Raw genomic sequence first — 26,021 nt, forward strand, 5'->3', positions numbered from 1 at the left:
CCATGGGTGTACGAGTCCAGCAGGATCCATTCGATCCAGGCGCCGAGCTCAATGCCTTGCATGCGGCCAATCTCGGTGTCGGTGCGGTAACCGGTTTCGTCGGCTACGTGCGCGATTTCAATGACGGTCGCGACGTCGCGGGAATGTTCCTTGAACATGCCCCAGGGATGACAGAGAAAGCGCTGCAGAAAATCGTCGACGAGGCCTCTGAACGTTGGCCGCTGCTGACGCTGGAGATCCTGCATCGGGTAGGCCGGCTGGAACCGGGTGAGCCGATCGTTTTTGTCGGTGCGGCCAGCGCCCATCGAGAGGCGGCCTTTGATGGGTGTCGATTCGTCATGGATTACCTGAAGACCCGTGCGCCTTTCTGGAAAAAGGAAGACACCCCGGAGGGATCGCGCTGGGTTGAAGGTCGCTGCAGCGATCAGGCTGCGGCCGATCGCTGGCAGCAGGGGCAGGGCAGCTAGCCGAGCGCGATCTGCAATTAGCAGAGCAGCGCGGCGCGGCGATAGCATGGAAACCATGCCCGTCCTAGGCAGCGCGGCTCCCAGCGTTACTCGCGGAAATCAAAGCCTGAATGCAGCGGCGAAACATAAAAAAAAGGCGAAGCCGTTACGGCTTCGCCTTTTCCATTTCAGCCGTTAGCGCTTGGGTGGGACGGCTGCCAGCAGCTCGGCCGGCGGCATCTCGCAACTGATTTTTCGACCCAGCAACGCCTCGATGGCCGGCAGGGCAAAGGAATCATCTTCGCCGGCAAAGCTGATCGAGGTACCGCTGGCCCCCGCCCGACCTGTCCTGCCGATGCGATGCACATAGTCGTCAGGAACTTCAGGCAGGGTGAAATTGATCACGTGGCTTATGCCGTCGACATGGATGCCGCGGCCTGCCACATCAGTGGCCACCATGACGCGGATCTTGCCTTCGCGAAAGCCTTCCAAGGCGCGGATACGCTTGTGCTGCGGGACGTCGCCTGACATCTGTACGGCGCTGATACCGTCGCGGGTCAAACGCTCTTCAATGCGGCGCACCTCGTCCTTGCGGTTGGCAAACACCATTACTCGGGTCCAGTCGTTCTGGGTGATCAGGTTGTACAGCAGCTTGTACTTGTCGCTGCCTGCCACCGCGTAGACATGCTGCTCGACCGTGTCGCTGGCGACATTGACCGCTTCGATCTCGACGATTGCCGGATCCGTGGTCCATTGTTTGGCCAGATTCATTACGTCTTCGGTGAACGTGGCCGAGAACAATAGCGTCTGGCGTTCGCTCTTCGGCGGCGTCTGGCGAATAATCTGGCGGACCTGCGGGATGAAACCCATGTCCAGCATGCGATCCGCTTCGTCGAGGACCAGCACCTCAACCATATCCAGGTGCACTTCGCCGCGCTGGTTGAAGTCCAGCAGGCGTCCTGGCGTCGCCACCAGAATGTCGCAATAGCGGGATTCGAGCGCCTTGAGCTGCTTGTCGAAATCCATACCGCCAACAAAGCTCATGACGTTCAACCCGGTGTACTTAGTCAGGTTCAGTGCGTCATTCGCTATTTGAACAACCAGCTCCCGAGTCGGCGCGATGATCAACGCGCGTGGCTCGCCCATGTAACGATCAGCCGGTGGTGGAGTTTGTAGCAGTTGTGTGATGGTCGAGATAAGAAACGCGGCGGTCTTGCCGGTGCCGGTTTGGGCCCGGCCGATGGCATCACGGCCCTTGAGCGTAAACCCGAGGACCTGTGCTTGGATGGGCGTGCAATAAGGAAAGCCGAGGTCGTGGATGGCGTGCATCAGCTCGGGTGCGAGCTTGAAATCGTGAAATCGGGTCTTGCCTTCGGCTGGTTCGACGGTGAAGTCTTCCGGCTTCCAGGCTGGCGCGGTCGGCTTGCTTGCCCGTTCGCGGCGTGGCTTGCTGCTCGCCTTTGGGGCCTCATCCTGTTGCGTATTGGCCTTTTCGGCATGCGCCGGACCGCTAACGCCCTGGTGTGTTGAGGTGCTGCTTTCAATTTCGGTGGCTGCAGACTCATCCGAGCCTTTGCCGAACATCTTCTTGAGTGCTTTGAGCACGGTCTTCTCGTCTGTGTCTTGTAAGGTTTGCCCGGCAGTGTAATGCAAGAAGCAGATACGGCGAAGGGTGCCCCGGGATGGTCCGCCGCGCACTGTCACGCGCAAACTCGATTTCGGCCCTGTTCCTTGGCCCGGTAAAGAGCTCGATCAGCCACGTTGATGAGGCTGTCCAGGTCATCGTTCAATCGCATCGGCGCTACGCCGATCGAAATGGTCACTCCCGGCAATAAGCCGATCGGCGAATGAAACGAGTTGATCTCTGCAAGACTGCGGCGCAATCGCTCTGCCGCGTTTTGTGCATCTCCAAAGGTCATCTCGGGCAGCAGCACTACGAACTCTTCACCGCCATAGCGCACCAGACTGTCGGCCGGCCGCAGGAGTTTGCCGAGCGTATTGACTACCAGGCACAGCGCATGATCGCCAGCCAGGTGGCCATGTCTATCGTTGTACTCCTTGAAGCGGTCGACATCGAGCATGAGTAACGACAGCGGCTGGCCACCAAGTGCGCAACGGGCACTTTCACGCCCATAAATATGCTCAAGCCAGCGGCGGTTGAACGAGCCGGTCAGCTTGTCGATGTTAGCGTTCTGCTCGCTGTTGATGATCAGCCGGTCGCTCAGGCGCACGCGCTGGCAGAGCAGTTCCGCCAGGTTCTGCATCAATTGTGGCGAGCGGGTCAGCAACTGCATCGAGCGTCGATGCACGCGCAGCAAGACCGTATCCTCCAGGGCGAGGACGTAGGCCGACGGGGGCAGATCGTCCATGAAGCTGATTTCGCCAGCGCATTCGCCTGGACCAATCAGTCGAACAGGGCTGCCTTCGAGCGAATCCAGATGAACCGCCAGCTCGCCTCCGAGCACCAGATAAAGGTAGTGGTTATGTTCGTGCGGCGATAACAGAACCTCGCCAGGCGCGGCCGTGCAGGGCTCGAAGACTTCCTGCAGCAGGCGCAGGCAGGGCTCGTCCACCCGGTCTAGTAGCCGCGCCTCTTTGAGGTGCTGCATTTCCACCCGCCAATTGGCTGGGTTCATGGCTGCACCACCTGTTCGGATGACATCCTCGTCATGGCTCTCGCACGCGTCCCTTTAGGGCTGGCTGGGTCGGCTTCTTCTGGCCGCAATGCTCACTACTACGGCAGGCGCATCGAGTCTTGCTCTACCCAGGCCAAGCGTAGCCGTATTCGCTTACCGGGACAGGCGCGCAGCGTCACATTTTTTCTTTGCAGTCGGTCAACTATCGCTGAGGACATCAATCCAGCCGAGCGGCCAGCCATTCGCCGATATCGCGGATTTCCTCGGGTACTACCTCATGGGCCATCGGGTAATCCTTCCATTGTGCCTGCACCTGATTTTGTATCAGGCAGTCATAGGCGGCGCGCCCCATCGCCGGCAGCACAACACCATCTCGGGTGCCGTGTAGCGCCAGTACCGGGAGCATGGCCTGCAAGGGCGACAACTTCAGGTCGGGATTGAAGGTCGGTGCGTAAGTGGAGAGGGCAATGACGCCGCCCAGCGGGCCGGGCCAGCGCAGGAAGGCCGTGTGGTAGACCACAGCGCCGCCTTGGGAAAAACCGGCAAGAAAAATACGCGCGGGATCGATGCCGCTGTCGCGCTGTGCTTCGATCAGGTCGATCACGCTCTGCGCGGACTGTTCCAGCTGAGCCTGGTCGATGGCGCGAGCGGGGCTCATTGCAACAATGTCGTACCAGCTTGGCATGGCCCAGCCACCGTTGATGGTGACTGCGCGAGTCGGGGCTTGAGGCAGCACGAAGCGGGTCGTCGTCAAGCGTTGTTGCAGGGCTTCCGCAACCGGCAGGAAGTCGTAGCGGTCGGCACCGAGACCATGCAACCAGATGACGCAAGCGTCGGCGGTTATTGCGGGCTCGATGATCAGGGGGTCACTCATGATGGGCTCCGTTCGTATGATGCGCGCCAGGATGGTGCGGGCGCAGAGAAAAATGCAGCAATCTGCAGCGAGGTTACCTGTAGCGAGCCTGGCAATGAAGCGCGCAGCCGCGCGCGACGGCGTTTCAGGTTCTGGTACGCCGCTTGCTTTGGTCGAGATACCCATGCGCCGGAAGTCGTCGGCACTTCTGCAACCATGCGTGTAGGGAAGAGTTGCTGATAATCAAACGGCGGCTAGACTGAGGTCAGTTTCTTCTTCGTCCCCTCGAAAGGTATCGAGCGGCAGCCTGCGATCCAGGCGGAAGACTCTAACCACAAGAATAAAAGCAAACTGGAGGTTTCGATGATAAGGGTTAAATCCACACTGGCCGTGCTTGGTGCCGCGACACTTTTGGGCGCAAGCGGCTTGGCTCAGGCAGGGGCGACTCTGGACGCGGTGAAGAGCAAAGGCTTCGTGCAATGCGGCGTGAGCGACGGGCTACCGGGCTTCTCCTATACCGATGCCAAGGGCGAGTACAAGGGAATCGACGTGGATATCTGCCGTGCCGTTGCGGCCGCAGTTTTTGGCGATGCGAGCAAGGTCAAGTACAGTCCGCTGACCGCCAAGGAGCGTTTCACCGCGCTGCAGTCCGGTGAAGTCGACATGCTGTCGCGTAACACCACCTGGACCAGTTCACGCGATGCAGCAATGGGCCTGAACTTCACCGGCGTGACCTACTACGACGGGCAGGGCTTTCTCGTCAACAAGGCAGTTGGTGTCTCCAGCGCCAAGGAGCTCGATGGCGCGACGGTCTGCATCCAGGCCGGCACTACCACAGAGCTGAATCTCTCTGACTATTTCCGCGCCAACAACCTGAAATACACCCCGATCACCTACGACACCTCCGACGAGAGCGCCAAGTCGCTGGAGTCAGGGCGTTGCGACGTGCTCACCTCTGACCAGTCTCAGCTCTACGCCCAGCGCATCAAGCTGGCGAAACCGGGCGACTATGTAGTGCTTCCAGAAGTCATTTCTAAAGAGCCGCTTGGCCCGGCCGTGCGTCAGGGCGATGAAGAGTGGTTCGACATCGTTCGTTGGGCTCTGTACGGCATGATCAATGCCGAAGAGCTGGGGATCACTTCGGCGAACGTCGAAGAGAAGGCTAAGAACACCAAGAATCCTGACGTGGCGCGCCTGCTGGGCGCCGAAGGTGAATATGGTAAAGATCTGAAGCTGCCTAAGGACTGGGCCGTACAGATCGTCAAGCAAGTTGGTAACTACGGTGAAGTGTTCGAGCGCAACATCGGTTCCGGTAGCGATCTGAAGATCGAACGCGGCCTGAACGCGCTTTGGACCAATGGAGGTCTGCAGTACGCACCTCCGGTGCGTTGACCGAGCCGGGCCGGCGCGCAGCCGGCCTTGTTTCAAGGATGAGCGCTGCCGGTGCCAGAGCACCGGCAGCGCCGTATGAGGTTTCTTGATGCGAACCATTGCCAAAGCGGGGGCCGCGCGCGGCTCGCTGCTCACGGATCCGCAGGCGCGTGCCTGGGTGTTCCAGATCATCGCCGTAATAACCGTAGTAGGGATTGGCTGGTTTTTGTTTCACAACACCCAGACCAATCTTGCCCACCGAGGCATCACGTCAGGCTTCGGTTTTCTCGATAACGCTGCCGGCTTCGGCATCTCCCAGCATCTGATTGACTACAGCGAGAGCGACTCTTACGGTCGGGCCTTCTGGGTCGGCCTGCTCAATACGCTGCTGGTAAGCATCATCGGCATCATCCTGGCGACCATCATCGGTTTCATTCTCGGTGTAGCCCGGCTGTCTCCCAATTGGTTGATCCGCAAGATCGCCACCGTTTATATCGAGACGTTTCGCAACATCCCCCCGTTGCTACAGATTTTCTTTGTCTACTTTGCGGTGCTCAGCCCGCTGCCCGGGCCCAGGGAAAGCTTGAGTCTTTGGGACGTGGTGTTCATCAACAACCGAGGTGTGCAGATGCCGGCCCCGAGCGCCGGAGAGGGGTTCTGGTCGTTCTGGGTAGCCATGTTTGTGGCGCTGGTCGCAATCGTGATGCTCAATCGCTGGGCACGCGCTCGGCGTCACGCCACCGGCCAGACATTTCCAGTGTTCTCCGCCAGCCTGGCGCTGTTTATCGCAATTCCAGGGCTTTGCTCGCTGATCATGGGCGCGCCCTTTCTGTGGGAAGTGCCGGAGCTGCAGCGTTTCAACATTCGCGGTGGCTGGGTGGTGATTCCGGAACTGGTGTCGATTGTGCTGGCGTTGTCGATCTATACCGCCGCCTTTATCGGTGAAACGGTGCGCGCAGGCATCCAGTCAGTGAGCCACGGTCAGACCGAGGCGGCGGCTTCGTTGGGCCTTCGTCCGGGTCGTGTTTTGCGGTTGGTGATCATTCCCCAAGCCATGCGGGTGATCATTCCTCCGCTGACCAGCCAATACCTCAACCTCGCCAAAAACTCCTCGCTCGCCGCTGCGATCGGCTATCCGGACATGGTTTCGCTGTTTGCCGGCACGGTGCTCAACCAGACCGGCCAGGCGATCGAAACCATGGCCATCACCATGAGTGTGTACCTCGCCATCAGCATCAGCATTTCGCTGCTGATGAACTGGTACAACAAGCGCATTGCGCTAATCGAGCGGTGAGGATCAGCGCATGACAAGCCATACTTTCAAACCGGACCTGCCGGCTCCGTCCACCAATATTGGTGTGCTGGGCTGGATGCGGGCCAATCTGTTTTCTAGCTGGATCAATACGCTGCTGACCTTGGTCGGCCTCTATCTGATCTGGCTGATAGTGCCGCCCCTCATCGACTGGGCCATCATCAAGGCCGACTGGACCGGTGACACCCGTGCCGACTGCAGTCGTGAGGGGGCGTGCTGGGTGTTCGTGCAGACACGTTTCAGCCAATTCATGTACGGTTTTTACCCGCCGGAGCTGCGCTGGCGTGTGGATGCCACTGCCTGGCTCGCCATCATCGGTGCGGCGCCGCTGTTCCTGAAGCAGATGCGGCATAAAGCAAGCTACGGTATCGCCTTTCTGGTGATTTACCCGCTGGTTGCTTACTGGTTGTTGCACGGTGGTTTTCTGGGACTAGAAACAGTGCCTACGAGCCGCTGGGGCGGGCTGATGCTGACCATCGTCATCGCGGCAGTGGGTATCGCTGGGGCACTGCCGCTCGGAATTCTGCTGGCGCTGGGGCGGCGTTCCGACATGCCGGCTATCCGCGTGCTGTGCATCACTTTCATCGAGTTCTGGCGCGGTGTCCCGCTGATCACCGTGCTGTTCATGTCCTCGGTGATGCTGCCGTTGTTCCTGCCGGAGGGCATGAACCTCGACAAGCTGATGCGCGCCATGGTGATGGTGATTTTCTTCGAGGCGGCCTACATCGCCGAAGTCGTGCGCGGAGGCTTGCAGGCGATCCCCAAAGGGCAATACGAGGCGGCCGCAGCGATGGGCTTGGGCTACTGGCGCAGCATGATTCTTGTCATCCTGCCGCAGGCGCTGAAGATGGTCATTCCGGGCATCGTCAACACCTTCATCGCACTGTTCAAGGACACGAGCCTGGTGATCATCATCGGCCTGTTCGACTTCCTCAACAGCATCAAGCGCGCCACTTCGGACCCTGCCTGGCTGGGCATGTCGACCGAGGGGTATGTGTTTGCAGCGCTGGTCTACTGGATTTTCTGTTTTGGCATGTCGCGCTATTCCATGCATCTGGAACGCAAGCTCGACACAGGTCACCGGAATTAGGAGCGTTACACATGAATGAAACATCTTTGAATAGCCAGCAGCCCGAGCAGCCCGGTGAATCCGTGATCCAGATGCAGGGTGTGCACAAGTGGTTCGGTCAGTTTCACGTGCTCAAGGACATCAATCTGAACGTCACCCAGGGCGAACGTATCGTCCTTTGCGGTCCGTCCGGCTCCGGCAAGTCCACTACCATTCGCTGCCTCAACCGGCTGGAAGAGCATCAGCAGGGTCGTATCGTCATCAATGGCGTTGAGCTGACCAATGACCTCAAGCAAATCGAAGCGATTCGCAGCGAGGTCGGCATGGTGTTCCAGCACTTCAACCTGTTCCCCCATCTCACGGTGCTGCAGAACTGCACCCTGGCTCCAATGTGGGTACGCAAGATGCCCCGGCGCCAGGCTGAGGAGGTCGCCATGCATTACCTCGAGCGAGTACGTATCCCGGAGCAGGCCGACAAGTTTCCAGGGCAGCTGTCTGGCGGTCAGCAGCAGCGGGTCGCGATTGCGCGGGCGCTGTGCATGAAGCCAAAGATCATGCTGTTCGACGAGCCCACCTCGGCACTGGACCCGGAGATGGTGAAGGAGGTGCTCGATACCATGGTCGGCCTCGCCGAAAGTGGTATGACGATGCTTTGCGTGACCCATGAGATGGGCTTCGCGCGCACCGTCGCTGATCGGGTGATCTTCATGGACAAGGGCGAGATCGTCGAGGAGGCCGACCCAGAGACCTTCTTCACCAACCCCAGTAACGAACGGACCAAGCTGTTCCTCAGTCAGATTCTGCATTGACTGGTCGCTGCATCGGGCTGAACGTTCAGTTCTGACTGAATGTTCAGCTTCTGTCTCCGAGCTTAATTCGACGGCGTCCCCTTAGCCTCGGGCGCCGTCATGGGCTAGAATACGCGGCCCGACTGCTCCCCCCTCCGAGGCTGTTCCGACGATGTTGATCCTGCGCGGCGCTCCCGCTCTTTCCGCCTTCCGTCACGGTAAGCTCCTGGCCCAATTGACCGATAAGGTCCCCGCTGTGCGCGGGTTGTACGCCGAGTTTGCTCATTTCGCCGAGGTGTCCGGCACGCTTGGTGCGGACGAGCAGCAAGTACTGGCCCGGCTGTTGAAATACGGCCCCAGCGTTCCGGTTCAGGAGCCTGCAGGACGACTGTTCCTGGTGATCCCGCGCTTCGGCACCATCTCGCCCTGGTCCAGCAAGGCCAGCGACATTGCGCGAAATTGTGGCATCGACAAGATTCAGCGCCTTGAGCGCGGTATTGCCTACTATGTCGAAGGCGATTTCTCGGAGGCCGATGCGGGCCTGATCGCAGCGGCCCTGCACGACCGGATGACTCAGCTGGTGCTCGAGCAGTTCGAAGGCGCGGCAGAACTGTTCAGCCACGCACAACCCAAGCCGCTGCGCGCGATCGATGTGCTGGCGGGTGGCCGTGCCGCGCTGGAACAGGCCAACGTGGAATTGGGTCTGGCATTGGCCGAAGACGAGATCGACTATCTGGTTACCAGTTTCAACGGGCTTGGGCGTAACCCGCACGACATCGAACTGATGATGTTCGCGCAGGCCAACTCCGAGCATTGCCGTCACAAGATCTTCAATGCCAGCTGGGACATCGATGGCGAAAGCCAGGAAAAGTCGCTGTTCGGCATGATCAAGAATACCTTTCAGATGCACGGCGAAGGTGTGTTGTCGGCCTACAAGGACAACGCTGCGGTCATCGTCGGTAACGTAGCCGGACGGTTCTACCCGGACGCGGAAACGGGTGAATACGCGGCGAACCAGCAGCCCGTGCACATCTTGATGAAGGTCGAAACGCACAACCACCCGACCGCCATTGCGCCATTCCCGGGCGCGGCTACCGGCTCCGGTGGCGAAATACGAGATGAAGGCGCAACTGGACGTGGCGCCAAGCCGAAGGCCGGCCTCACCGGGTTCACCGTGTCCAACCTCAACATCCCAGGCTTCGAACAGCCTTGGGAAGTGCCATACGGCAAGCCTGAGCGCATCGTCACGCCGCTCGACATCATGATCGAAGGCCCTCTGGGTGGCGCGGCTTTCAACAACGAATTCGGTCGTCCAGCTCTGAATGGCTATTTCCGGACCTTCGAGCAGGCGATCAGCACGCCGCGTGGTGAGGAAGTCCGCGGATATCACAAGCCGATCATGTTGGCCGGCGGTATGGGCAACATTCGTGAAGATCATGTTCAGAAAGCCGAAATCTCGGTCGGCGGCAAACTGATCGTGCTAGGTGGCCCGGCGATGCTCATCGGCCTGGGCGGTGGCGCGGCATCCTCCATGGCGACCGGCAGCAGTTCGGCCGATCTGGATTTCGCGTCAGTGCAGCGTGACAACCCAGAAATGGAGCGTCGCTGTCAGGAAGTTATCGATCGCTGCTGGCAGCTCGGCGACAAGAACCCGATCAAGTTCATCCACGACGTCGGTGCCGGCGGCCTGTCCAACGCTTTCCCTGAGTTGGTCAATGACGGCGGTCGTGGCGGTCGTTTCGAACTGCGCAAGGTGCCTAACGATGAGCCAGGCATGGCGCCGCATGAGATCTGGTGCAATGAGTCCCAGGAGCGGTATGTCCTGTCGGTCGATGCGGCTGATCTCGAGCGTTTCGAAGAGATTTGCAAGCGCGAGCGTTGCCCCTTCGCCGTAGTCGGCGAAGCCACGGCCGAGCCGCACCTGACGGTGGCCGACAGCCATTTCGGTGATAAGCCGGTCGATATGCCGCTCAACGTTTTGCTCGGCAAAGCGCCGCGCATGCATCGCAGCGCCGTTCGTGAAGCCGAACTGGGGGATGACTTTTCAGCTGATCAGGTCGACCTCTCCGAGGCGATCAATCGCGTGCTTCATCACCCTGCGGTCGCGAGCAAGAGCTTCCTGATCACCATCGGTGATCGCAGCATCACCGGCATGGTCGCGCGCGATCAGATGGTCGGGCCCTGGCAGGTGCCGGTGGCCGACTGCGCGGTTACGGCTACCAGCTATGACGTTTATACCGGTGAGGCCATGGCCATGGGCGAGCGCACGCCGCTGGCTTTGCTTGACGCGCCGGCTTCGGGTCGTATGGCCATCGGCGAAACGCTGACCAACCTTGCCGCCGCCCGCATCGAGAAGATTTCCGACATCAAGCTATCTGCCAACTGGATGGCCGCTGCCGGGCATCCGGGCGAGGATGCGCGTCTGTTCGACACGGTCAAGGCGGTTGGCATGGAGCTGTGTCCTGAGCTGGGTATCACTATTCCAGTGGGCAAAGACTCCATGTCGATGAAGACCCGCTGGAGCGACGAGGGCGTAGACAAGAGCGTTACCTCGCCACTTTCGCTCGTGGTGTCCGGCTTTGCCCCGGTTGTCGACATTCGCCAGACTCTGACGCCGCAGCTGCGTCTGGACAAGGGCGAAACCGACCTGATCCTGATTGATCTTGGTCGCGGCCAGAACCGTATGGGGGCGTCCATCCTGGCGCAGGTCTACGGCCAGATGGCCCGTCAGGCGCCGGATGTGGACGATGCGGAAGATCTGCAAGCCTTCTTCGCCGTGATCCAGGGGCTTAACGCCGACGGGCTGTTGCTGGCTTACCACGATCGTTCCGACGGCGGCTTGCTGACCACCGCGCTGGAAATGGCCTTTGCCGGTCATTGCGGTCTCAACCTGAATCTCGATTCGCTTGTTGAAACCGCTGCTCATATCCCGGCAGCTTTGTTCAACGAAGAACTGGGTGCGCTGGTCCAGGTTCGTCAGGGCGACACGGAAATCGTGCTCGCACAGTTCAGCGCGGCAGGGCTTGCCGACTGCGTGTCGGTCATCGGGCAGCCCGTCAACAACGGCCATGTGGCAATCAAGTTCGAAGGCGTTGATGTCTTCGCAGGTGATCGCCGTCTGCTACAGCGGCAGTGGTCCGAGACGAGCTATCAGATCCAGCGCCTTCGGGACAACGTCGACTGCGCCGATCAGGAGTTCGATGCACTGCTTGAGGAAGACAACCCCGGGTTGAGCGTCACGTTAGGTTTTGACGTGAACGACAATATCGCTGCGCCGTATATTAAGCGTGGCGTACGGCCTGAGGTGGCGATCCTTCGTGAGCAAGGCGTAAACGGCCAGACTGAAATGGCGGCAGCGTTCGATCGCGCGGGTTTCGCCGCGGTCGACGTGCACATGAGCGATATTCTGTCAGGCCGCATCAGTCTTGAGCGCTTCAAGGGGTTGGTGGCTTGTGGCGGTTTCTCCTACGGCGACGTGCTGGGCGCCGGCGAAGGCTGGGCCAAGTCGATACTGTTTAATGCTCGCGCGCGTGAAGATTTCAGTGCCTTCTTTGAGCGTAAAGACAGCTTTGCCCTTGGCGTCTGTAATGGATGTCAGATGTTGTCTAACCTTCACGAGCTGGTACCTGGCAGCGAATCCTGGCCGCACTTCGTGCGTAACCGTTCTGAGCAGTTCGAAGCGCGTGTGGCGATGGTCCAGGTTCAGGATTCGCCGTCGATCTTCCTCCAAGGTATGGCCGGATCGCGTTTGCCGATTGCCATTGCTCATGGCGAAGGTCACGCGGAATTCGAAAGCGAGGAGGCGCTGCTTGAAGCCGACTTGTCCGGCACGGTAGCGCTGCGCTACATCGATAATCACGGCAAGGTCACCGAGCGGTACCCGGCCAACCCTGGCGGCTCGCCCCGTGGCATTACCGGCCTGACGACTCGGGACGGGCGTGTGACGATCATGATGCCGCACCCTGAGCGCGTATTCCGTGCCGTCACCAACTCCTGGCGTCCGGACGAGTGGCAGGAAGACGGCGGCTGGATGCGTATGTTCCGTAATGCGCGGGTGTGGGTGGATTGAAGTTGATCTGAGATAAAGAGCCCGAAGCGTGCGAGCGCTTCGGGCTTTTTAATGCCTGTGAGGCGTTACCTCGCGACCGCTGAACCAAGCACCGAGGTCAACGTCTGATCTTGACCTGGGGCACGCAAGGACGCTCTGGACCTGAACATAATCCACCCGGCGGAGCTCGTGCTCTGCTCACCGTTTTTCAGTGCGGAGATGTTGATGTACAAGCTGTGTTTCTATGTCCCAGAGAGCCATCTGGATGCCGTCAAACAAGCGGTTTTTGCGGCGGGTGGCGGGCGTATCGGTGCGTACGACAGTTGCTGCTGGCAGGTGTTGGGGCATGGGCAATATCGCCCACTGGAGGGCAGCACGCCCTATCTGGGGGCGCAGGGCCAGGTTCAATCGGTTTCCGAATGGAAGGTCGAGTTGGTGGTCGCTGATGAGCTGATCCACGATAGCGTCAAGGCGCTCAAACGCACTCATCCTTACGAGACGCCAGCTTTCGAAGTCTGGCGGCTGTCCGACCTGCAGTTCTGACTGATCGATGTCGATAGAAAAGCCGAGTCGCCACTGGTGATTCGGCTTTTTTGCATCATGTCAGCTAGTCAGACGCTGACGTTCAGGCGTACTTCGATGTTCCCACGTGTAGCGTTGGAATAGGGACAGACTTGGTGCGCCGCTTCGGTCAGCTGCTCGGCTGCGGTCTGCTCCAGGCCTGGAAGATTGACGTTCAGCTCCACTTCAAGACCGAAACCTCCGGGAATCTGGCCTATGCCGACCTGACCCGAGACCGAAGTGTCGGCAGGAAGCGGCTGCTTCAGCTGGCTCGCGGCAAACTTGAGTGCGCCTATGAAGCAAGCCGAATACCCCGCGGCGAAGAGCTGCTCCGGGTTGGTGCCATCGCCGCCTTGGCCGCCGAGCTCGCGAGGCGTGGACAGTTTCAGGTCGAGTAGACCGTCTGGCGATACAGCACGGCCATCGCGACCGCCGGTTGCGGTGGCCGTGGCGGTATAGAGAGCCTTGATGCTTTGCATGGTTCGCGTCCTCCAAGAATGGGTAGTCCATTTAAATTATCGCGATAATGTTTATCGCGCAAGATAAAATGGCTTCAATGTCCACGCGCTTGCATCAAGGTGTGGAGGAGGGGTGCAGTTAGTCGCGGGCCAGCAATGCGCTTCGAAGGGAAACGAGCTGATCGCGTAGTGCCAACAACGCTTCCTGTGATTGCCCTGTGCATTCGAGCATGCAGGCCGGAAAGTCGCGAGCCTGCACTTTCATGGCCCGCCCGGCCTCCGTGAGACGCAGTTCGACCACTCGCTCGTCGCGGCTGCTGCGGGTACGGCTGATCAGGCCTTCGGCCTCCAGGCGCTTGAGTAAAGGGGTCAATGACCCGGGCTCGGTCAGCAAGCGCGCGCTGATCTCCCCGACGGTCAGGCCGTCGCGCTCCCAAAGGACGAGCATGGCCAGGTATTGCGGGTAGGTGAGGCCGATGCTCTGCAAAAGCGGCTTGTACGCTTTGGTCATCTGCAGAGAGGCAGAATACAGGGCGAAACACAGCTGGTGATCCAGCTGCAGTTGTTCGTCGGAGGGGCGCTTCGTCATGAGAGGTCGAATAGCGAGAAAATGGCTTTCACCCTAGCGCGCGGCCTTGCCTATTGCCAAGCTCGGCCTCGTTCATGGGCGAATTTCTATCAAGGTGCCGTCTTTAACCAGACTCCAGATCTCGCGCATATCGTCGTTCTTCAGGGCGATGCAGCCTTCCGTCCAGTCGAGCGTGTGGAAGTACCACTCGGGGTATTCTTCGTCGAGCGGCGTGCCATGCAACATGATCATGCTGCCCGGTCTCGCGCCCTCGCTGCTCGCGCGTGCCAGGTCCTTGGCGTTCGGGTAAGAGATGTGCATCGCCAGGTTGTACTTGTCTGAGACTTTGCGCCAGTCGATCCAGTAAAGACCTTCAGGGGTGCGCTGGTCTCCTTCGCGTTGTTTGGGACCTGCTTGTTTACCGAGAGAGACACGGTAACTTTTCATGCTGACGCCGCGGCTGATCAAGTGAAGCTTGCGCTCGGACTTGACCACCAGGACTTTGTCGATGAACGAGTCGTCGAGGGTGGGGGCCGCGTTTGCGCAAGAGAGGGTGGCGAAACTAAAGCAGACTATTGCTAACAGCCAGCGCATTGGGGCGAATCCTGAATCAAAACTGCATCAGACCTGTTTGCGCGCCACCCGCATTGCTTCGATGGCTTCGTTGCGCACCGGGAAGGCCTGCTGCACCCGGTCGGCGAAGAAGTATTCTAGGGTACGGCCGACGGTCGGAAAAGCCAGCTCTGACCAAGGGATATCGGTTTGTCGAAAGAGCCGGACTTCGAGGCTTTCGTCTCCTGGACTGAATCGTTCATCGACCAGTTCGGCGCGAAAGAACATGTAGACCTGGTTGATATGCGGCAAGTCGAACAGTGTGTACAGCTGCAGGCCGGTGACACGGGCGCACGCTTCCTCGAGAGTTTCGCGTTCTGCTGCCTGTTGAACGGTTTCGCCGTTTTCCATAAAGCCCGCCGGCAGTGTCCAATATCCCCGTCGTGGCTCGATTGCGCGCCGGCAAAGCAGCACGCACTCATCCCAGACTGGCAGACAGCCCGCGACGATGCGCGGGTTCTGGTAGTGGATCGTATCGCAGGACGTACAGACGAAACGTTGCCTATTATCGCCCTCGGGCACCCGCGATATGACCGAGTCGCCGCACTGACTACAAAATTTCATCGCGACTCCTTCAATTGCGGTAGTTGGCTAATTCCAGTTTCGATCATCGAGCTGGCTATTGCTGAGAGCCGGCTGGCAGGGGAAAGTTTGCCAGCAACGGTTGGCCTCGTCGAACGCGTCATTGCCAAGGGTGCCAGGGCCGCTGGATTTTGGTTAGGCCTGCCTTGGGCGCCTCGGTGATTCATGCCATGATGCGAGGCAAAGACAGAAAGAGAAGTTCGATGCTGGACAAGATTCTCCAACGGGTGCGTGATTACTCTCCGCATCTTCTGGAGCCGGAAGGCAGGATGCCCGAGGCGGCCGTATTGATGCCCATTACCCGCAGCGACTCGCCGGAACTGGTGCTGACCCTGCGCGCCAGTGGTCTGTCTACCCATGGCGGTGAGGTAGCATTCCCTGGGGGGCGACGCGATCCGGAGGATCGTGACCTCATCCACACCGCTTTGCGCGAGGCTGAGGAAGAAGTCGGGCTAGCGCCGGGGATAGTTGAAATCGTTGGGCCTTTGAGCAGTCTGGTTTCACTGCACGGGATCCATGTCACGCCCTACGTCGGAATCGTCCCGGACTACGTCGAATATCGCGCCAACGATGCGGAAATCGCGTCGGTGTTTTCCGTCCCGCTGGAGTTCTTCTGCGAGGATGCGCGTGAAGTAACCCACCGGATCGACTACCAGGGCGGCGCATGGTACGTCCCGTCTTACCAGTATGGCGAATACAAGATCTGGGGTCTGACAGCGATCATGGTCGTCGAGTTAGTCAATCTGGTGTACGACGCCGGGATCGAAATGCGCCGGCCTCCCACCTCCTACATCGATCTGAGCCAGAAGAGGTCATAACCGTGAAATATCGCCTGGGTGATTCCCTCGTTGAAACCCATCCGCAGAGCTGGGTAGCACCAAATGCCACGTTGGTGGGCAAGATTCGTCTCGATGCCGGCGCCAACGTCTGGTTTGGTGCCGTGCTGCGTGGTGACAACGAGTTGATCCATATCGGTGAGAACAGCAACGTGCAGGATGGCAGCGTTATGCACACTGATATGGGCTATCCGTTGACGCTGGGTACCGGAGTCACTGTTGGTCACAACGCCATGTTGCACGGCTGCTCGGTGGGTGACTACAGCCTGGTTGGTATCAATGCCGTGGTTCTCAACGGCGCGAAGATCGGCAAATACTGCATCATCGGCGCTAACACGCTGATTGCCGAGGGCAAGGAGATACCGGACGGTTCGTTGGTCGTCGGTTCGCCGGGCAGGGTGGTCCGTGAGCTGACCGAACAGCAGAAGAAAATGCTTGAAGCCAGCGCGGCGCACTACGTGCACAACGCTCAGCGCTATGCGCGTGAGCTGGCGGAGCAGAACGATTGATAGCAGCGGAGAAGCAAGTGGCATCCCCCTGCGTTAGTGTCTGCGCACTGGACGAAGACGATATCTGCACGGGTTGCCAGCGTAGTATCGATGAGATTCGGCGCTGGGGACGAATGGATAATCCTGAGCGGCGACAGGTGCTGTTGCGTTGTCACGAGCGTGCTCGCCAAAGCGGTCTGCTGTTTTAGTCGAAGCGCACCACGCTGCTGATCATCTTTCCCTTTTCCGTATTGCGAGGAATGTCATGCCCCGAATTGGTACGCCGCTATCGGCCAGTGCTACCCGCGTGCTGCTTTGTGGTTCTGGTGAACTCGGCAAAGAGCTGGTCATCGAGCTTCAACGTCTGGGCGTGGAAGTCATCGCGGTGGACCGCTACGCCAACGCGCCAGCCATGCAGGTTGCGCACCGCCATCATGTGATCGACATGCTCGACGGCGCAGCATTGCGGGCCATCATCGAGCAGGAAAATCCGCATTTCATCGTTCCCGAAATCGAGGCGATTGCCACTGCGACGCTAGTGGAACTGGAGCGCGAAGGCTATACCGTTATTCCTACCGCGCGGGCCGCGCAGCTCACCATGAATCGAGAGGGTATCCGCCGACTGGCTGCCGAAGAGCTGGGGCTGCCAACCTCGCCATACCGTTTTGCTGATTCTCTGGAGGCGTGCCGTGCGGCGGTCTCCGAGCTCGGCTTTCCTTGCTTGATCAAGCCTGTGATGAGTTCGTCAGGCAAGGGGCAATCCGTTTTGCGCAGTGAAGACGATCTTCTCAAGGCCTGGGAGTATGCCCAGGCCGGCGGTCGCGCGGGGAAAGGGCGCGTTATCGTTGAGGGCTTCATTGATTTCGACTACGAGATTACCTTGCTGACGGTCCGCCACGCAGGCGGGACTACCTTCTGCCAGCCGGTCGGGCATCGTCAGGAAAAGGGTGACTACCAGGAGTCGTGGCAACCACAGGCGATGACCGTCTCTGCGATGGCGGAGGCCGAGCGAATCGCCTTGGCGGTCACCAGTGCCTTGGGTGGGCGTGGCATCTTTGGGGTCGAGCTGTTCATCAAGGGCGACAAGGTGTGGTTTTGCGAGGTTTCACCGCGGCCACATGATACGGGGCTGGTAACCCTAATATCCCAGGACCTGTCCGAATTCGCCCTGCACGCGCGAGCGATTCTCGGACTGCCGATTCCGGCAATTCGTCAGTTCGGTCCGTCTGCTTCTGCTGTGCTGCTGGTAGAGGGTGAATCCGATCAGGTGAGCTTCGGCAATCTGGCTGCCGCGCTGGACGAACCGGATACTGCGCTGCGCCTGTTTGGCAAGCCCGGTCTCAGTGGTCAGCGGCGTATGGGTGTTGCGCTGGCCCGTGACGCATCGATAGAGGCGGCGCGTGCAAAAGCGCTGCGGGCGGTCTCGGCGATCGATACAGCGCTCTAGTCCCGGGCTACCTGGGCGCCGTCGGTTATTGACCGTCGCCCTTTGAATCCTGAGGCTCCTCGATCACCCAGGCGCGTACGCTTTTGACGCGGTTATCTGCCGCCTGCAAGATCTCGAGTCGGTACTGGTTGATTTGCAGGCATATTCCGCTGTCGGGAATATGTTCAAGCGCTTCAGTAATCAACCCGTTAAGCGTCTTGGGGCCATCACAGGGTAGCTGCCACCCCAGCGCGCGGTTGACTTCGCGCAGGTAAGCGGCGCCGTCGATCACCAGGGTGCCGTCGTCCTGAGGATGTATGTCCGGGCTGCGCAACGCGTCCTGATTGCTGAACTCACCGACGATTTCTTCGAGAATATCTTCCAGGGTCACGATCCCCAGCACATCGCCGTACTCATCAACGACGATGCCGATTCGGCGTTTCTGCTTCTGGAAATTGACCAGCTGTGTGGAGAGCGGGGTGTTCTCTGGAATGAAGTAAGGATCGTCGCATGCTTCCAGCAGGCTCTCCCGTGTCAGCTGGTCATGGCTGAGCAGGCGCGCAATCTGACGCATATGCACGATGCCTTCTATCTGGTTGATGTCCTTGCGAAACACGGGAAGGCGGGTGTGTGGCGTCGTGCGCAACTGAGTCACGATGGTCTCGAGGTCATCTTCGAGATCGATGCCGGCGACCTCGTTACGCGGAATCATGATGTCGTCGACTGTTACCCGTTCCAGATCAAGGATCCCGAGCAGCATGCTTTGCCGTTTCATTGGCATGTCGCTGCCTGACTCGTGCACCACGCTGCGCAGTTCTTCCGTGGACAGGCTGTCGCTGCCTTTGTTGGACAGGTCAACGCCGAGCAGCTTGAGGAGGCCATTGCTGATCCAGTTGAGCAGTGCCACCAAGGGGTACAGTACTTTCTGCAGCATCAGCAGCGGCAGGCTGACGGGATAAGCCACGGCTTCAGGGCGCAAGGCGGCGAGGGTTTTTGGGGTTATTTCCCCAAAGATCAGCAGGACGATCGTCAGCCCGATGGTCGCGATTGCGATTCCGGCCTCGCCCCACAGCTTGATGGCCAGGACGGTGGCAATCGCGGAAGCGAGAATGTTGACGAAGTTGTTGCCGACCAGGATGGTCCCGAGCAGTCGATCTGGGCGTTCAAGCAGGGCGCTGGCGCGTTTTGCGCCGCGGTGCCCTTCCTTGGCCTGATGACGCAGGCGATAACGATTGAGGCTGAGCATTCCAGTTTCGGAGCTGGAAAAGAATGCCGAGCACAACAGCAGACCGACCAGCATGCCGACCAGAAAGCCGGGGTGTAGATTCTCCACGTGGTGGTCCTAGATATGCAGAATGAATTCGCGGACCAGCTTGCTGCCGAAGTACGCCAGCATCAGCAAGCAGAAGCCTGCCAGCGTCCAGCGGATGGCCTTGTAGCCGCGCCAGCCCAGCTGATGACGCCCCCATAGCAGCATGCCGAACACCACCCAGGCGACCACGGACAGCAAGGTTTTATGTACCAGATGTTGCGCGAAAAGGTTGTCGAGGAAGATCCAGCCGGAAATGAGCGATGCCGAGAGCAGCAGCCAGCCGGCGAGCAGAAAACCGAATAGCAGGCTCTCCATGGTCTGCAGCGGTGGGAAGTTCCTGATCAGGCCGGACGGGTGCTTGTGCTTAAGATGATGATCCTGCAGCAGTAGCAGCAATGATTGAAACACGGCAATCGTGAGCATCCCGTAGGCGAGGATGGAAAACAGGATATGCGCCAGGATGCCCGGCTGCTCGGCAATGGCAGGTGCCGTGCCGGACGGCGCGAACTGGGCAAATAGCACGGTCAGGCAGCCCAGCGGAAAGAGCAACAGCAGCAGGTTTTCCACGGGCATTCGGTAAAGCGCGAGCAGGATCAACAAGATCACAGCAGCAGCAATCAGGCTCGAGGCGGTGAAGAAGTCCAGATGCAGGCCGCTCGGTGAAAGCAGCTGGATGAACAGGCTCACGCCATGTGCGGCGAGCGCCAATGCGCCCAGGATAAGCAGCAAACGCTTATCCGGCACGGTGCGTTGCGCCAGGCGCAGGCCCTGGTATCCGGTGACGCCGGCATAAAGGCAGGCGGCAGCTAGGCTCGGGAGCAAAGGGTGCATAGGTCTGTTAGTAGGCTCGAAAAGCGATGAGTGTGGCATAAACGTCGGGTGCGCAAAAGTGTGCGGTTGGCCGCGGCTGCCGCCGTAAAGCCGGTTGATGGGGGAACCGTCGGCCGGCTGGCGGTCATCAGGACAGTTATGGTTGGGGCCGCTCGATGAAAAGCATTGATGGCGGGGTACCGGCCAGGGGTGCGCAGCTTCTATAATCGGGGCCTTAACCACACCCAGCGTGGAAATGGCACATGTTTGAAAACCTAACCGACCGCCTCTCGCAGACCCTTCGCCATGTCACCGGCAAGGCCAAGCTGACCGAGGACAACATCAAGGACACCCTGCGCGAAGTACGAATGGCATTGCTAGAAGCCGACGTAGCGCTACCCGTGGTCAAGGAGTTTGTGGCCAGGGTCAAGGACAGGGCAGTCGGTACGGAGGTCTCCAAGAGCCTGACGCCTGGTCAGGCATTTGTGAAAATCGTGCGCGTCGAGCTGGAAGAGTTGATGGGCGCGGCGAACGAAGACCTCGCTCTCAGTGTTGTTCCGCCTGCGGTGATTCTGATGGCAGGCCTGCAAGGGGCAGGTAAGACGACTACCGTCGGCAAGCTGGCTAGATTCCTGAAGGAGCGCAAGAAGAAATCGGTATTGGTGGTGTCTGCCGATGTCTATCGCCCTGCAGCGATCAAGCAGTTGGAGACGCTTGCTGCGGAAGTAGGGGTGACTTTCTTTCCTTCTGACACCAGCCAGAAGCCGGTCGAGATTGCTCAAGCGGCTATCCGTGAGGCCAAGCTCAAATACATCGATGTGGTTCTGGTCGATACCGCGGGTCGTCTAGCGATTGATGCGGAGATGATGGCCGAAATCCAGGCCGTCCATGCGGCGATCAAGCCCGCAGAGACCTTGTTCGTAGTTGACGCCATGACGGGTCAGGACGCCGCTAATACTGCAAAAGCTTTTGGTGAAGCGCTTCCGCTGACGGGCGTTGTGCTAACCAAGGTCGACGGTGATGCGCGTGGCGGGGCTGCGCTTTCGGTACGTCATATCACCGGTAAGCCGATCAAGTTTCTGGGGGTGGGTGAGAAGAGCGATGCGCTTGAGCCGTTCCATCCGGACCGGATCGCTTCTCGAATCCTGGGCATGGGCGATGTGCTCAGTCTGATCGAGCAGGCCGAGCAAACGCTCGACCGGGAAAAGGCAGAGAAGCTCACCAAGAAACTGAAGAAGGGCAAGGGATTCGATCTGGAAGATTTCCGTGATCAGCTTCAGCAAATGAAGAACATGGGTGGCCTAGGCGGCTTGATGGATAAGCTGCCCTCGATCGGTGGCATGAATTTGTCGCAGATGGGAAATGCCCAGGGCGCTGCGGAAAAGCAATTCAAACAGATGGAGGCCATCATCAATTCGATGACCCCTGTCGAGCGCCGCAATCCGGATATCATCAGCGGTTCGCGCAAACGTCGCATTGCGATGGGTTCCGGCACGCAGGTTCAGGACATCGGTCGCTTGATCAAGCAGCACAAACAGATGCAAAAGATGATGAAGAAGGTCAGCGGCAAAGGCGGCATGGCGAAGATGATGCGCGGCATGGGTGGGATGCTGCCGGGCGGCGGCGGAATGCCCAAGTTCTAGTTTTCCGAGCGCCTCAGCGGGCTGCGCTGAGGCTGAACAGGCCTGCTGGCGAGGCCTGCAGTTGTTTTTGAAAAAGCCATTTGCAAAAAACCGGATATTCCTTAGAATATGCGGCCTTTCGGGCCTTGGGCCCTGCATTCAGATTTGCTGTACCGACTACAGGAACGATGTTCACATGGTAACTATTCGTCTCGCCCGTGGCGGCTCCAAGAAGCGCCCTTTCTACCACCTGACCGTGACCAACAGCCGCAACCCGCGCGATGGTCGTTTCGTTGAGCGTATCGGCTTCTTCAATCCGATCGCCTCGGGTGCGGAAGTGAAGCTTTCTGTAAACCAGGAGCGCGCTACTTACTGGCTGGGTCAGGGCGCACAGCCGTCTGAGCGTGTTGCTCAGCTGCTGAAGGAAGCTGCTAAGGCCGCTGCCTGAACAATATGAACGAAACGTCAGCTCCGGCCGAAGACCTGATCGTCATCGGCAAGATCGTATCGGTGCATGGCGTGCGTGGTGACGTGAAGATCTATTCTTTCACCGATCCAATCGACAATCTGCTGGAGTATCGTCGCTGGACGCTGAGGCGAGGCGATGAAGTCAAGCAGGTTGAGCTGGTGAAGGGTCGCCTCCAGGGCAAGATCCTGGTGGCTACGCTGAAAGGGCTGACGGATCGAGAAGAAGCGCGTACATACGCCGACTTCGAGATCTGTATTCCTCGCAGTGAGCTACCCCAGCTGACCGGTGATGATTACTACTGGTACCAGTTGCAGGGTCTGACGATCATCAACCAGGTCGAGCAGGTGCTCGGTCGGGTCGATCATCTGCTCGAAACGGGCGCCAATGACGTCATGGTGGTCAAGCCGTTCGACGGCAGTCTGGATGATCGCGAACGCTTGTTGCCCTACACCGATCAGTGTGTTTTGAAGATCGATCTGGAAGCAGGCGAGATGCGGGTCGAATGGGATGCGGACTTCTAGTCAACATGCCCAATCTTCGTGTCGATGTCATCAGTCTGTTCCCGGACATGTTTGCTGCTATCAGTGAATATGGAATCACCAGCCGGGCAGTAAAGCAGGGGTTACTCCAGCTGCATTGCTGGAATCCTCGAGCGTATACCGAAGACCGTCATCAGACGGTCGATGATCGGCCTTTCGGGGGCGGTCCGGGTATGGTGATGAAGATCAAGCCACTGGAACTCGCGCTTGCAGATGCTCGGCATGCTGCAGGTGAGAAGGCCAAGGTGATTTATCTCTCTCCCCAGGGGCGACAGCTTAAACAGGCTGACGTCCGTGCATTGGCGGGTGAGGAAGGATTGATCCTCATCGCAGGTCGTTACGAAGGTATCGACGAGCGCTTCATAGAAGCGCATGTGGATGAGGAATGGTCGATTGGTGACTATGTGCTATCCGGCGGTGAGTTGCCGGCCATGGTGCTGATCGATGCTGTGACCCGCCTGCTCCCTGGAGCATTGGGTCATGCTGATTCAGCCGAGGAGGACTCGTTTACTGACGGCCTGCTCGACTGTCCGCATTACACGCGACCGGAAGTGTATGCGGATAAACGTGTTCCTGACGTGTTGCTCAGCGGCAATCATGAACACATCCGGCGTTGGCGTTTACAGCAGTCCCTCGGAAGGACCTGGGAACGCCGCGCTGATCTTCTGGATAGCCGCTCGCTTTCTGGGGAAGAACAAAAGCTGCTAGCGGAATTTATCCGCCAGCGGGACGATAGTTAAACGTATCGATGGCACGCCAGCATGGCCTGTCTCAGGAGCACAGCATGACCAACAAGATTATTCAGGCGATTGAAAGCGAGCAGATGACCAAGCAGCTGCCCCCGTTCGCCCCCGGTGACACCGTAGTTGTCCAGGTTAAGGTGAAGGAAGGCGATCGTGAGCGTCTGCAGGCCTTTGAAGGCGTTGTGATTGGCAAGCGTAACCGCGGCCTGAACAGTGCTTTTACCGTTCGCAAGATCTCCAACGGTGTAGGCGTTGAGCGTACTTTCCAGTACTACAGCCCGATGGTCGACAGCCTCAGCGTCAAGCGCCGTGGTGATGTCCGTAAAGCCAAGCTGTACTACCTCCGCGCGCTGTCCGGCAAGGCAGCCCGTATCAAGGAAAAGCTTTCCTGAGGAAAGTTTCCTTAACAAAAAAAGCAGCCTCCGGGCTGCTTTTTTGTGGGCGGTTGGTTTTGCTCGAATCCGGGTAGCCAGGGCGCGAGCGGCTTACTGCCGGCGGCCGTTGCTGTTCGTAGGGCCTGGAAGTGTTAGCGCGCTCAGGCTTTCGGACGGTCCGGTTCGGGTTTGTTTACGGCTGCTTGGACGTTTGCGTTATCGGTCAGGGCGATCAGGGTCCAGCCAGCCTCCGGCTTGATGCGGGCATCCGGGTGAAACACGTGTGTATGGCCGTGGTTGTCAATGGCGAAATACAGGATTGCGCCTGACCCATTTAGAGTCTGGTATTCCGGCCAGCCAAAGGTTTCGGTCAGTTTGTTGCTTTTAAGTGAGTCACCTCGGCCAAGCCGCCCGGCAAGTTGCGAGTAGGTCAGAGTGGGCGTACCTAGCGGGCGGCCTCGGTGTTCGTCGCTGGGACGATGTTTGTCGCTGCGTCGATTCTCTTGTGTGCTTGCCAGATTAAACAGTCGATCAACGCCGAACTCATGACGGAAGCGCATGGCGGCGAGGGTGTTCATTTCTCCAACAGGCGACAACGCCAGCAGGTGCCCGAGTCCAACCAGGTCGAGGTGGTTTTCGGCGTGTTGCGAGGCGGGGTTCCCGTAATAGGTTGGCAGGTTCTCCATCCGCGCCGCGCGAATATTGTCCCAGCTGGAGTCGGTGAGCATGACTCTCACGCCTTGTTCGCTCAGCGCGCGCCCTATCGCTCTTGCAACCGGATTGGCGCCTACGATCAAAAAGCCGCTTGGCGACGGTTCCGCGACTTTCAGCAGTCTCGCCAGTGGGCGTGCGGTTGCGCTTTGCAGCACGACGGTACCGATGATGACGGCGAAGGTTAGGGGCACGAGCAGCAGCGCGCCCTGGTGGCCGGCTTCGTCCAGGCGAACCGCAAAGATTGCGGACACGGCAGCCGCCACGATTCCACGGGGTGCAATCCATGCCAGCAGCAGCCTCTCCCGCCAGTTCAACTGGGAACCCCAAGTGCTCAGGGTGATCGCCAGCGGTCGGGCCACGAATTGCACGATCACCAGAAGAATCAACACTGCCGGCCCCAGCTGCACCAAGGCTGTCAAGTCGAGCATCGCTGCGAGCAGGATAAACAGCCCCGAGATCAGCAGAATGCTCAGGTTCTCCTTGAAGTGAAGGATGTCTCGCACGTCGACATCTCTCATGTTCGCAAGCCAGATCCCCATCAGCGTGACGGCCAGCAAGCCGGATTCATGCACCAGGGTATTGGCGGTGACGAATACGCCGAGCACTGACGCCAGTGTCGCCAGATTCTGCAGATACTCCGGCAGCCAGTGTCTTTTCACCAGTTGGCCGAGCGTCCATCCTCCTGCTATTCCGAGCACGGTTCCGCACAGCAGGACCCCGCCGAACGTCTGCAAGCTCTGGGTCCAGGCAGCCTCGGTGCCTCGTGTAATGATGAAGCTGTAAACCACCACTGCAAGCAAAGCGCCGATCGGATCGATGATGATGCCTTCCCACCTCAGGATATTGGCAACCGCCGCGTTGGGGCGCACCACGCGCAGCATCGGTACGATGACTGTCGGGCCCGTTACAAGCGTCAAGCTTCCCAAGAGCAACGCCAAGTCCCAATCGAAGCCAAGCAGCCAACGAGCGGACAGGGTGATCACGCCCCAGGTGGTCAGCGCGCCAATGCCGGTCAGGCGGCGCACGACGGTGCCGATTCCCGGCAACTCAGAGACGCGTAGCGTCAGGCTGCCTTCAAAAAGAATCAACGCCACCGCCAGGGAAACCAGTGGAAAGAGCAGTGTGCCGAACAGGCGAGTCGGGTCCAGCCAGCCGAGCACGGGGCCGGCCAGGATCCCACTCAGCAAGAGAAACAGAATCGCTGGCAGTCGTAATCGCCATGCCAGCCATTGGCTGGCGAGCGAGGCGATGCCGAGCGCAGCGAGGGCAATAAGAATGTCTTGTTCGGTCATGGTTACCAGGTGTTCAAAGTGGCGGGTCGGTTGGATTGGGCTTCCACTCCGCGAGGGTCCGTTGTTGCGGAGCTACTGGATAGTCTGACACT

26 protein-coding genes are annotated in these 26,021 nt (G+C 59.2%); 16 read left to right on the plus strand and 10 right to left on the minus strand.

The features are described from left to right. Nucleotides 1-2 precede the first annotated feature (2 nt). On the plus strand, nt 3-467 hold the full coding sequence (gene moaE, locus ACSSNI_RS16755) for a molybdopterin synthase catalytic subunit MoaE (RefSeq protein WP_200638634.1): 465 nt from the start codon (nt 3-5) through the stop codon (nt 465-467). 174 nt (nt 468-641) lie between these two features. On the opposite strand, the gene rhlB is transcribed toward moaE, so the two are convergent. From rhlB to ACSSNI_RS16770, 3 genes are all read right to left on the minus strand, one after another. Then, nucleotides 642-2,051, minus strand: a complete 1,410-nt coding sequence (gene rhlB, locus ACSSNI_RS16760; RefSeq protein ID WP_200638636.1) for an ATP-dependent RNA helicase RhlB — start codon at nt 2,049-2,051, stop codon at nt 642-644. Between the two features lie 95 nt (nt 2,052-2,146). Next, nucleotides 2,147-3,082, minus strand: a complete 936-nt coding sequence (locus ACSSNI_RS16765) for a GGDEF domain-containing protein (RefSeq protein WP_159968855.1) — start codon at nt 3,080-3,082, stop codon at nt 2,147-2,149. Nucleotides 3,083-3,299: 217 nt separating this feature from the next. Then, on the minus strand, nt 3,300-3,956 hold the full coding sequence (locus tag ACSSNI_RS16770) for an alpha/beta hydrolase (protein ID WP_200638638.1): 657 nt from the start codon (nt 3,954-3,956) through the stop codon (nt 3,300-3,302). Between the two features lie 342 nt (nt 3,957-4,298). Here ACSSNI_RS16770 and ACSSNI_RS16775 point away from each other — a divergent pair, with 342 nt between their 5' ends. The 6 genes from ACSSNI_RS16775 to ACSSNI_RS16800 all read left to right on the plus strand — a co-directional run bounded on the left by ACSSNI_RS16775 (nt 4,299) and on the right by ACSSNI_RS16800 (nt 13,066). Continuing rightward, on the plus strand, nt 4,299-5,327 hold the full coding sequence (locus ACSSNI_RS16775; RefSeq protein ID WP_148926680.1) for an amino acid ABC transporter substrate-binding protein: 1,029 nt from the start codon (nt 4,299-4,301) through the stop codon (nt 5,325-5,327). Nucleotides 5,328-5,415: 88 nt separating this feature from the next. Beyond that, complete coding sequence (locus ACSSNI_RS16780; protein ID WP_200638640.1) at nt 5,416-6,600, plus strand: amino acid ABC transporter permease; 1,185 nt, start codon at nt 5,416-5,418, stop codon at nt 6,598-6,600. 10 nt (nt 6,601-6,610) lie between these two features. Next, a complete protein-coding gene (locus ACSSNI_RS16785) occupies nt 6,611-7,708 on the plus strand; it encodes an amino acid ABC transporter permease (protein ID WP_102835696.1) in 1,098 nt (365 codons plus the stop codon). An 11-nt stretch (nt 7,709-7,719) separates the two neighbouring features. Next, entirely contained in the window at nt 7,720-8,496 is a 777-nt protein-coding gene (locus ACSSNI_RS16790) for an amino acid ABC transporter ATP-binding protein (RefSeq protein WP_148926677.1), read from the plus strand. A gap of 151 nt (nt 8,497-8,647) precedes the next feature. Beyond that, entirely contained in the window at nt 8,648-12,544 is a 3,897-nt protein-coding gene (purL, locus tag ACSSNI_RS16795) for a phosphoribosylformylglycinamidine synthase (protein ID WP_200638642.1), read from the plus strand. Nucleotides 12,545-12,748: 204 nt separating this feature from the next. Then, entirely contained in the window at nt 12,749-13,066 is a 318-nt protein-coding gene (locus tag ACSSNI_RS16800; protein WP_200638643.1) for a YqfO family protein, read from the plus strand. Between the two features lie 68 nt (nt 13,067-13,134). On the opposite strand, the gene ACSSNI_RS16805 is transcribed toward ACSSNI_RS16800, so the two are convergent. The 4 genes from ACSSNI_RS16805 to ACSSNI_RS16820 all read right to left on the minus strand — a co-directional run bounded on the left by ACSSNI_RS16805 (nt 13,135) and on the right by ACSSNI_RS16820 (nt 15,286). Further along, nucleotides 13,135-13,563: an organic hydroperoxide resistance protein gene (locus tag ACSSNI_RS16805; RefSeq protein ID WP_102835700.1), complete on the minus strand. Its 429-nt coding sequence runs from the start codon at nt 13,561-13,563 to the stop codon at nt 13,135-13,137. Between the two features lie 118 nt (nt 13,564-13,681). Further along, a complete protein-coding gene (locus tag ACSSNI_RS16810; RefSeq protein ID WP_102835701.1) occupies nt 13,682-14,131 on the minus strand; it encodes a MarR family winged helix-turn-helix transcriptional regulator in 450 nt (149 codons plus the stop codon). A 72-nt stretch (nt 14,132-14,203) separates the two neighbouring features. Beyond that, nucleotides 14,204-14,704, minus strand: a complete 501-nt coding sequence (locus ACSSNI_RS16815; RefSeq protein WP_102835702.1) for a L,D-transpeptidase family protein — start codon at nt 14,702-14,704, stop codon at nt 14,204-14,206. Between the two features lie 27 nt (nt 14,705-14,731). After that, nucleotides 14,732-15,286, minus strand: a complete 555-nt coding sequence (locus ACSSNI_RS16820) for an NUDIX hydrolase (RefSeq protein WP_102835703.1) — start codon at nt 15,284-15,286, stop codon at nt 14,732-14,734. 221 nt (nt 15,287-15,507) lie between these two features. On the opposite strand from ACSSNI_RS16820, the gene ACSSNI_RS16825 reads away from it, so the two are divergent. Genes ACSSNI_RS16825 through purT form a run of 4 tightly spaced genes read left to right on the plus strand, consistent with a single transcriptional unit; the run spans nt 15,508 to nt 18,075 of the window. Further along, nucleotides 15,508-16,122: a CoA pyrophosphatase gene (locus ACSSNI_RS16825; protein WP_102835704.1), complete on the plus strand. Its 615-nt coding sequence runs from the start codon at nt 15,508-15,510 to the stop codon at nt 16,120-16,122. 2 nt (nt 16,123-16,124) lie between these two features. Continuing rightward, nucleotides 16,125-16,649: a gamma carbonic anhydrase family protein gene (locus ACSSNI_RS16830; protein ID WP_200638644.1), complete on the plus strand. Its 525-nt coding sequence runs from the start codon at nt 16,125-16,127 to the stop codon at nt 16,647-16,649. Then, nucleotides 16,646-16,837 (plus strand): DUF1289 domain-containing protein, encoded by a 192-nt coding sequence (locus tag ACSSNI_RS16835; protein ID WP_200638646.1) that lies wholly within the window; start codon nt 16,646-16,648, stop codon nt 16,835-16,837. The genes ACSSNI_RS16830 and ACSSNI_RS16835 overlap by 4 nt, the downstream gene beginning before the upstream one ends. A gap of 56 nt (nt 16,838-16,893) precedes the next feature. Then, complete coding sequence (gene purT / locus ACSSNI_RS16840) at nt 16,894-18,075, plus strand: formate-dependent phosphoribosylglycinamide formyltransferase (protein WP_200638648.1); 1,182 nt, start codon at nt 16,894-16,896, stop codon at nt 18,073-18,075. Between the two features lie 25 nt (nt 18,076-18,100). Here the strand turns inward: purT and ACSSNI_RS16845 are convergent, their stop codons facing one another. Both ACSSNI_RS16845 and ACSSNI_RS16850 read right to left on the minus strand, forming a co-directional pair. Then, nucleotides 18,101-19,387 (minus strand): HlyC/CorC family transporter, encoded by a 1,287-nt coding sequence (locus ACSSNI_RS16845; RefSeq protein ID WP_200638650.1) that lies wholly within the window; start codon nt 19,385-19,387, stop codon nt 18,101-18,103. A 9-nt stretch (nt 19,388-19,396) separates the two neighbouring features. Next, nucleotides 19,397-20,197 (minus strand): cytochrome C assembly family protein, encoded by an 801-nt coding sequence (locus ACSSNI_RS16850; RefSeq protein ID WP_102835709.1) that lies wholly within the window; start codon nt 20,195-20,197, stop codon nt 19,397-19,399. 242 nt (nt 20,198-20,439) lie between these two features. Here ACSSNI_RS16850 and ffh point away from each other — a divergent pair, with 242 nt between their 5' ends. The 5 genes from ffh (at nt 20,440) to rplS (ending at nt 23,941) form a co-directional block, all read left to right on the plus strand. Next, entirely contained in the window at nt 20,440-21,819 is a 1,380-nt protein-coding gene (gene ffh / locus ACSSNI_RS16855; RefSeq protein WP_200638652.1) for a signal recognition particle protein, read from the plus strand. Nucleotides 21,820-21,994: 175 nt separating this feature from the next. After that, complete coding sequence (gene rpsP / locus ACSSNI_RS16860; RefSeq protein WP_102835711.1) at nt 21,995-22,246, plus strand: 30S ribosomal protein S16; 252 nt, start codon at nt 21,995-21,997, stop codon at nt 22,244-22,246. 5 nt (nt 22,247-22,251) lie between these two features. Next, nucleotides 22,252-22,788 (plus strand): ribosome maturation factor RimM, encoded by a 537-nt coding sequence (gene rimM, locus ACSSNI_RS16865; RefSeq protein WP_200638654.1) that lies wholly within the window; start codon nt 22,252-22,254, stop codon nt 22,786-22,788. Then, nucleotides 22,770-23,546 carry a tRNA (guanosine(37)-N1)-methyltransferase TrmD gene (trmD, locus tag ACSSNI_RS16870; RefSeq protein ID WP_267908323.1) on the plus strand — a complete coding sequence of 259 codons (777 nt, stop codon included), beginning with the start codon at nt 22,770-22,772 and terminating at the stop codon, nt 23,544-23,546. The genes rimM and trmD overlap by 19 nt, the downstream gene beginning before the upstream one ends. 44 nt (nt 23,547-23,590) lie before the next feature. Continuing rightward, complete coding sequence (gene rplS / locus ACSSNI_RS16875) at nt 23,591-23,941, plus strand: 50S ribosomal protein L19 (RefSeq protein ID WP_102835714.1); 351 nt, start codon at nt 23,591-23,593, stop codon at nt 23,939-23,941. 143 nt (nt 23,942-24,084) lie between these two features. Here the strand turns inward: rplS and ACSSNI_RS16880 are convergent, their stop codons facing one another. Beyond that, nucleotides 24,085-25,929, minus strand: coding sequence for a cation:proton antiporter (locus ACSSNI_RS16880; RefSeq protein WP_200638658.1), 1,845 nt, complete (start codon nt 25,927-25,929; stop codon nt 24,085-24,087). Nucleotides 25,930-26,021: the final 92 nt, after the last annotated feature.

The sequence above is a fragment of the Stutzerimonas tianxiuensis genome, assembly GCF_053470365.1.

Excerpts from the sequence above, each read along its gene's own strand:
- moaE (WP_200638634.1), top strand. The coding sequence starts at position 3 with ATGGGTGTACGAGTCCAGCAGGATCCATTCGATCCAGGCGCCGAGCTC.
- ACSSNI_RS16765 (WP_159968855.1), bottom strand. The coding sequence starts at position 3,082 with ATGAACCCAGCCAATTGGCGGGTGGAAATGCAGCACCTCAAAGAGGCG.
- ACSSNI_RS16770 (WP_200638638.1), bottom strand. The coding sequence starts at position 3,956 with ATGAGTGACCCCCTGATCATCGAGCCCGCAATAACCGCCGACGCTTGC.
- ACSSNI_RS16775 (WP_148926680.1), top strand. The coding sequence starts at position 4,299 with ATGATAAGGGTTAAATCCACACTGGCCGTGCTTGGTGCCGCGACACTT.
- ACSSNI_RS16780 (WP_200638640.1), top strand. The coding sequence starts at position 5,416 with ATGCGAACCATTGCCAAAGCGGGGGCCGCGCGCGGCTCGCTGCTCACG.
- ACSSNI_RS16785 (WP_102835696.1), top strand. The coding sequence starts at position 6,611 with ATGACAAGCCATACTTTCAAACCGGACCTGCCGGCTCCGTCCACCAAT.
- ACSSNI_RS16790 (WP_148926677.1), top strand. The coding sequence starts at position 7,720 with ATGAATGAAACATCTTTGAATAGCCAGCAGCCCGAGCAGCCCGGTGAA.
- purL (WP_200638642.1), top strand. The coding sequence starts at position 8,648 with ATGTTGATCCTGCGCGGCGCTCCCGCTCTTTCCGCCTTCCGTCACGGT.
- ACSSNI_RS16800 (WP_200638643.1), top strand. The coding sequence starts at position 12,749 with ATGTACAAGCTGTGTTTCTATGTCCCAGAGAGCCATCTGGATGCCGTC.
- ACSSNI_RS16805 (WP_102835700.1), bottom strand. The coding sequence starts at position 13,563 with ATGCAAAGCATCAAGGCTCTCTATACCGCCACGGCCACCGCAACCGGC.
- ACSSNI_RS16810 (WP_102835701.1), bottom strand. The coding sequence starts at position 14,131 with ATGACGAAGCGCCCCTCCGACGAACAACTGCAGCTGGATCACCAGCTG.
- ACSSNI_RS16815 (WP_102835702.1), bottom strand. The coding sequence starts at position 14,704 with ATGCGCTGGCTGTTAGCAATAGTCTGCTTTAGTTTCGCCACCCTCTCT.
- ACSSNI_RS16820 (WP_102835703.1), bottom strand. The coding sequence starts at position 15,286 with ATGAAATTTTGTAGTCAGTGCGGCGACTCGGTCATATCGCGGGTGCCC.
- ACSSNI_RS16825 (WP_102835704.1), top strand. The coding sequence starts at position 15,508 with ATGCTGGACAAGATTCTCCAACGGGTGCGTGATTACTCTCCGCATCTT.
- purT (WP_200638648.1), top strand. The coding sequence starts at position 16,894 with ATGCCCCGAATTGGTACGCCGCTATCGGCCAGTGCTACCCGCGTGCTG.
- ACSSNI_RS16850 (WP_102835709.1), bottom strand. The coding sequence starts at position 20,197 with ATGCACCCTTTGCTCCCGAGCCTAGCTGCCGCCTGCCTTTATGCCGGC.
- ffh (WP_200638652.1), top strand. The coding sequence starts at position 20,440 with ATGTTTGAAAACCTAACCGACCGCCTCTCGCAGACCCTTCGCCATGTC.
- rpsP (WP_102835711.1), top strand. The coding sequence starts at position 21,995 with ATGGTAACTATTCGTCTCGCCCGTGGCGGCTCCAAGAAGCGCCCTTTC.
- rimM (WP_200638654.1), top strand. The coding sequence starts at position 22,252 with ATGAACGAAACGTCAGCTCCGGCCGAAGACCTGATCGTCATCGGCAAG.
- trmD (WP_267908323.1), top strand. The coding sequence starts at position 22,770 with ATGGGATGCGGACTTCTAGTCAACATGCCCAATCTTCGTGTCGATGTC.
- rplS (WP_102835714.1), top strand. The coding sequence starts at position 23,591 with ATGACCAACAAGATTATTCAGGCGATTGAAAGCGAGCAGATGACCAAG.
- ACSSNI_RS16880 (WP_200638658.1), bottom strand. The coding sequence starts at position 25,929 with ATGACCGAACAAGACATTCTTATTGCCCTCGCTGCGCTCGGCATCGCC.